This window comes from Bittarella massiliensis (ex Durand et al. 2017) (assembly GCF_009876955.1).
GTDB lineage: Bacteria > Bacillota > Clostridia > Oscillospirales > Ruminococcaceae > Bittarella > Bittarella massiliensis.
The window spans coordinates 1-4,764 of the sequence record NZ_WWVY01000029.1; the positions used below are offsets into that span (position 1 = coordinate 1).

The window sequence follows — 4,764 nt, forward strand, 5'->3', positions numbered from 1 at the left end:
TTGCGTCACGTTGTCCGTTCCAGCAAGCAAGAAAATAGGGAATTCCGACAACAGGTGCTCGTGCAACATTGGATTGCATAGCAAACGCAGGCACAGCCATCGCGACCACCATGAGCAGACACAGCGCCATCGCAAACAGTTTCTTTTTCATAAATTACATCTCCTTTGCATTGCAAATTTGGTTCGGACGTATCGAATCAGTATCTCGCGCGCCGATACTGAATCCACTAAGAGTGGGGGAAAGACTTTATTTATCCGTATTATCAGTTTCCCGCTGAGGATGCTGCGGCTGGTAGCAGATGGGGATGCTCGTAGGGGGCCACTCGCGCATATCGCAACGTGTAAGGTCATCCAGTTTGCCAGCCAGTTTTTCAGAAAGAGATGATTTTAGCTCCTTGAATTTTGATACAAAAAAGGAAACAGCGGCCGCTATGCTTCCCATTTCACAATAAAGCGCACAGTTTGAATGTGTAAAAATCCAAAACAGATTCCATATAAGAATATGCTTTACCTTTATCTAGGAAGCAGCAAGTTCATCAGGAGTAAGCGGGCAGTTTGGAGAGCTATGAGGAGAGGAATTGAAAACAGCGAAGAGAGACTGATGAATAAAATCCAAATAAGAATTGAGAGACTATACTGAATAAGGTTTTTTACAATGCTCAAACAGAAAATGGATGCGCCAATCGACAAGAATAAGCATCGCAACGGTGTCTTCGCGTGATAACCATCGAGACGTCTACGCAAAGAGAAAATCCCTACAATAAAACAGGTTACTTGATATGGCGTGGCCACAAGGCAGCCAAACAGCATCATACCGGCAGTGGAAAGAAAAGTCTACACTATTTAATGCTCGTTTTTCTTTTTTCAAAAGTGCTGTAATAAATTTTTGAAAGTTGTTGAACTACGAGCAACGGGCGAAGAATGCTTTGCGTTTTTGTAAGCATCGTTGGCTCCTTCCCTTAAAGCTCGAAATGCTTCTACAGCGTTTCCACCAAAAGAGTAATCAACCAATCTCAATAGGTATATAGTTGGGCTTTGAATCCAGATAATCCTGTTTATCGATAAGTGCATAATGAAAATAAGGATAGGAAAGGGTTATCGGTGCGTTAGTAAAGGGGATGGTTACATCTATGTATTCTACCGAAGCGATTACTAAAAATTGATCTGAGGTTTCATCCACAATCTCCACTTCTTTTGGTGTTGTTGTCCCGAAAATGACGTCAGTGCGAAGATTAATTGGTTCCACTTCACCAGAAACTAAATCAATTGACTGTAAGGTGGCTTTGTATTCTGTTCGTTCATTATTTTGTGGGATTTCGTACATTATAAAAAGATGTTTTCCCCAAACCGTTTTTACCTCGTAGGGATATGTACAGAACTCAGTTTCGAATACTGCCTCTCGAATGACTTCCGTTTGTCCATCTTGCATCATTGCTGTTTTGGAAAGTGCTGTTGTTGAGGGATCATATAAATAATAAACTCCATCATATGCACGTCCTACTGTTAGATACGAATGTGTAAGGAGATCGTACTTCTCGTGAGTATCCACATTATAAGACCAAACCTTAGTTTGCAAATTTTCAGCGTCAAGAGATAAGTCCGCTGCACCTTCAGTTGTACTGAGAAATATTTCCCTCTGGCTAGTTCCAATGATTTGATCATCGGGAGAAAGTTTTTCTAACTTATTTAGAACTCTATCAGTGATATCATATTGATAGAGAATACGTTCAGGCAAGTTGCCATTTTGTTCAAAATTCTCGAAAGAATCGCATATAAAATAAATGTTATCATGGTCGAATACAACGCCTTCACGAATAATATCAGCTGCGCCGAAGGTATGCATTACCTCTTTTTCGGTGCCATTTCGTGCTAATTGAATCAACTGCGGCAGGGCATCTTTACCAATAGCTTCTACAACATCAGGATTTCGATTTCCAAAAGAAAGATAATACAAATGATCTTCGGTAGCAAATAAAGCGCCGCCCCCGGCACCGTATGGCAACCATGAAGTACACGTGTCATCGCAGTGCTCACATTCAGGTCGGTTGCATAGATATACCTGTGTACGACTTTTGTAATCTACAAAACATATATTGTTAGAACTATCCGCTCTTGGAACTAGGTGATAATAACCGTCACCAGCACCATTTCCGTCTCCCTGCCGAGTATAGTCAACAAAATGCAAGGATGTTGTCACATCCTCTGTTGTATCACTCGCCTGTTGCAGAGCCGTACATCCGAATAAAATGGAGACTGTAAGCAGGCCGGCAATGGAAACCGCAAATATCTTTTTTAAGTTCATTTGTACCTCTTTTATAGCATCAAAATTATGATTTATATAAAGTTCTATACATATATCACCAGAAGTTCGCCGAAGCAAGCATCTGGTGATATACGAAAGATATTAATATGCTAACTAAGTATCCTATAAATGCTATACAGGTTTAACATACCATTTTTGAGCAAGGCTGCTCTCGTTATATGCGGCAAATCCAACAGGTGCCCCGCTCCCGCCTGAAGATGATAATACAGATTGACAACAGAAAAGAAAATACGACATTGCTTGCCGCAGTATCCGTAGCCGTTAAATATCGAGTATGGTCTACCATTTTGGTAAATCTGGTTGACTTGCTACTGTCTAATCGATAATCTGAATTACTCATTAAAAACTATTACCTGGTAGTTGGGAATACTATTCCAGTAGTCTTCTTTGTCAATAAGTGCAAAACAGGGCTGTGTGCGTTGTAATGTAGATATTGTGCCCTCCAAATTAGAATAGTGTCGTTCTACAATTTCTTTATCATAGCAAACTAGGAACTGTGTTGTATTCTCTGCGTATATTTCCACAGGGCGCAGTTCCAATTTATCGGGATCATCATAAGTTAATGTAACGGAGTTCCACTCTCCGGTTGAAAGATTCAATACATGAAGTTGCTCAGCAGAATAATCCCAAAAAGCATATCTTCCGTCTCGACAAGTTTCAAACCAGAATCCCGATAAATCTTCAGATACAGAATCAGGGAATTGATAGGTCACTAGATTCTGTTCTGAAGAAAGCTCTCGCACCATTACAGTGCGACTTAAAAGACTGGCTGTTACAAGTGAATTGTTGAATACATGGGTTGAAGCGGTTTCTTGCTGGGGCCATGTTTGAAGTACAGAAAGCGCTTCGGTTTCAAAAGAATACGCAAAAATTTCGTGCGTCATTTCAGGGATACCAGCCGCTGTACCAGTTTCAGCATATATACTATGGAAAATCAAAACTCCATCTGCTGCACCAATCAACCAAGAACTATTCGTTAACTCACTTAAATCCTTGGTTTCACCGGTTTGGATATCCATTTGAACAAGATACCGCTTTTGAATCGGAGAATCATTTTCCATTTCTGTCCGCTGCGAAACCCAAAATAAACTTTTACCATCGCTTGCCATAGTAGATTGCAAGACTTCGTTCGCCATTCCCGTATATATTTGCGTTCGCTGTGAGCCATTCAAATCCATCCGGAAAATTGCGGCCATAGCGTCCTGCCCCAACAGATCTTTATAGCTTGGAGCACCCGAACGCACAAGATAAAGAGCATTGCCTATTGGAAAGGCTTCTCCGAACCCCGCGATTGAAGAAACGTAACTTTCGTCCTCTGGTGTAAAGTGGTTTCCCTCTGGACGAGAAGACAGAAAGATGTCCTGTCCTGAAGCATAATCGATATATCGTAGGTTTGCGGACACACCATCTCCCTTTTCAAGATAATAATATCCATTCTCATTACCTGTTGTACGGTCAGAGAATTCTACATCATGAGTCACTAAGCGAATTGGATTTTCAGAAGACACAGATTCGGAAATATCCGATATATTTTGTTCTGAAATTTCATCTGAAATTTTACTAGAAGGAATAGTACTGCTTCTAATTTGCTCTCGAGGCGTTTCTTTGCAAGCAGATAATAGAAAAGCAAATATTAAAGTTACAGCAATTGAACTTTTTAATGTTTTTTTCATGTTTTTCTCCATTCTATTACCGAAAGCTACACTTTCTATTTTCGTTAGAGAGTGCAGCTTTCGGTCTGCTAAGCGCCTCTCTTAAGCTTTTACTTATGGGTTATATAGTCCGATCCATTAGCTGTCCAGTAACAAGTATAACCGGACTGAGGAACAGTATTAGTCAACTGATATGGCCACTGCGAGAGTTGTATGCGGTTTCCATTCATATAAACATCGCTGTCACTTTTCCCGCTCGTCGTGTTGTTTAATGGACTGTAAAGTGTACATTTATTCTGGGCGTGGTTAATATTCATTGCTAAATCTAAATTAAGCTGAGTACGGAAATAGTATCCGCCATAACTGCCATAAGTCACAGTCCAGAGTTTATCACTGTAAGCCGTATCAGTCCAGATAATAACAACATCATTGGCCTGAGCCGACCCAGGGTGGGCGCTATTGTTAATATTTAAGTAGAGAGACGTACCACTCAATTGGAAGTACTGCGAACCGACATCTGTTCTTGGCTGTATAGAAGAACCGATAGGAATATTCAAAATCCCCGTTTCTGATTCTGCTGCAAACGCAGGTACGGCCATCGTGACTGCCATAATAACGCAAAGTACAAAGGCGAACAGTTTTTTCTTCATAATTCTTCAACTCCTTTTTCATGGTTTGATGCTTTTCTATTGCACAGACATCTCGCGCGCTAATGCCCATCCAACTGAACTGACATTATATATCCTAGTTATAGAATATATAAAAATATCTATATTTGTCAATAATAAA

General features: G+C 40.4%; 3 protein-coding genes and 1 pseudogene. All 4 read right to left on the minus strand.

Features of this window, described 5'->3' with window-relative positions; translation table 11 throughout:
• Window positions 1–513: 513 nt before the first annotated feature.
• Window positions 514–822, minus strand: a pseudogene (locus tag GT748_RS16060) (accessory gene regulator B family protein); the annotation flags it as partial.
• Window positions 823–1,003: 181 nt separating this feature from the next.
• Window positions 1,004–2,302: a hypothetical protein gene (locus tag GT748_RS14650; RefSeq protein WP_134106723.1), complete on the minus strand. Its 1,299-nt coding sequence runs from the start codon at window positions 2,300–2,302 to the stop codon at window positions 1,004–1,006.
• Window positions 2,303–2,655: 353 nt separating this feature from the next.
• Window positions 2,656–3,996 (minus strand): hypothetical protein, encoded by a 1,341-nt coding sequence (locus GT748_RS15200; protein ID WP_172615858.1) that lies wholly within the window; start codon window positions 3,994–3,996, stop codon window positions 2,656–2,658.
• A gap of 89 nt (window positions 3,997–4,085) precedes the next feature.
• Window positions 4,086–4,625 (minus strand): hypothetical protein, encoded by a 540-nt coding sequence (locus tag GT748_RS14660; RefSeq protein ID WP_117472696.1) that lies wholly within the window; start codon window positions 4,623–4,625, stop codon window positions 4,086–4,088.
• Window positions 4,626–4,764: the final 139 nt, after the last annotated feature.

Bases quoted from the DNA above. Each gene is read 5' to 3' on its own strand.
- GT748_RS14650 (WP_134106723.1), bottom strand. From the start codon at position 2,302: ATGAACTTAAAAAAGATATTTGCGGTTTCCATTGCCGGCCTGCTTACA.
- GT748_RS15200 (WP_172615858.1), bottom strand. From the start codon at position 3,996: ATGAAAAAAACATTAAAAAGTTCAATTGCTGTAACTTTAATATTTGCT.
- GT748_RS14660 (WP_117472696.1), bottom strand. From the start codon at position 4,625: ATGAAGAAAAAACTGTTCGCCTTTGTACTTTGCGTTATTATGGCAGTC.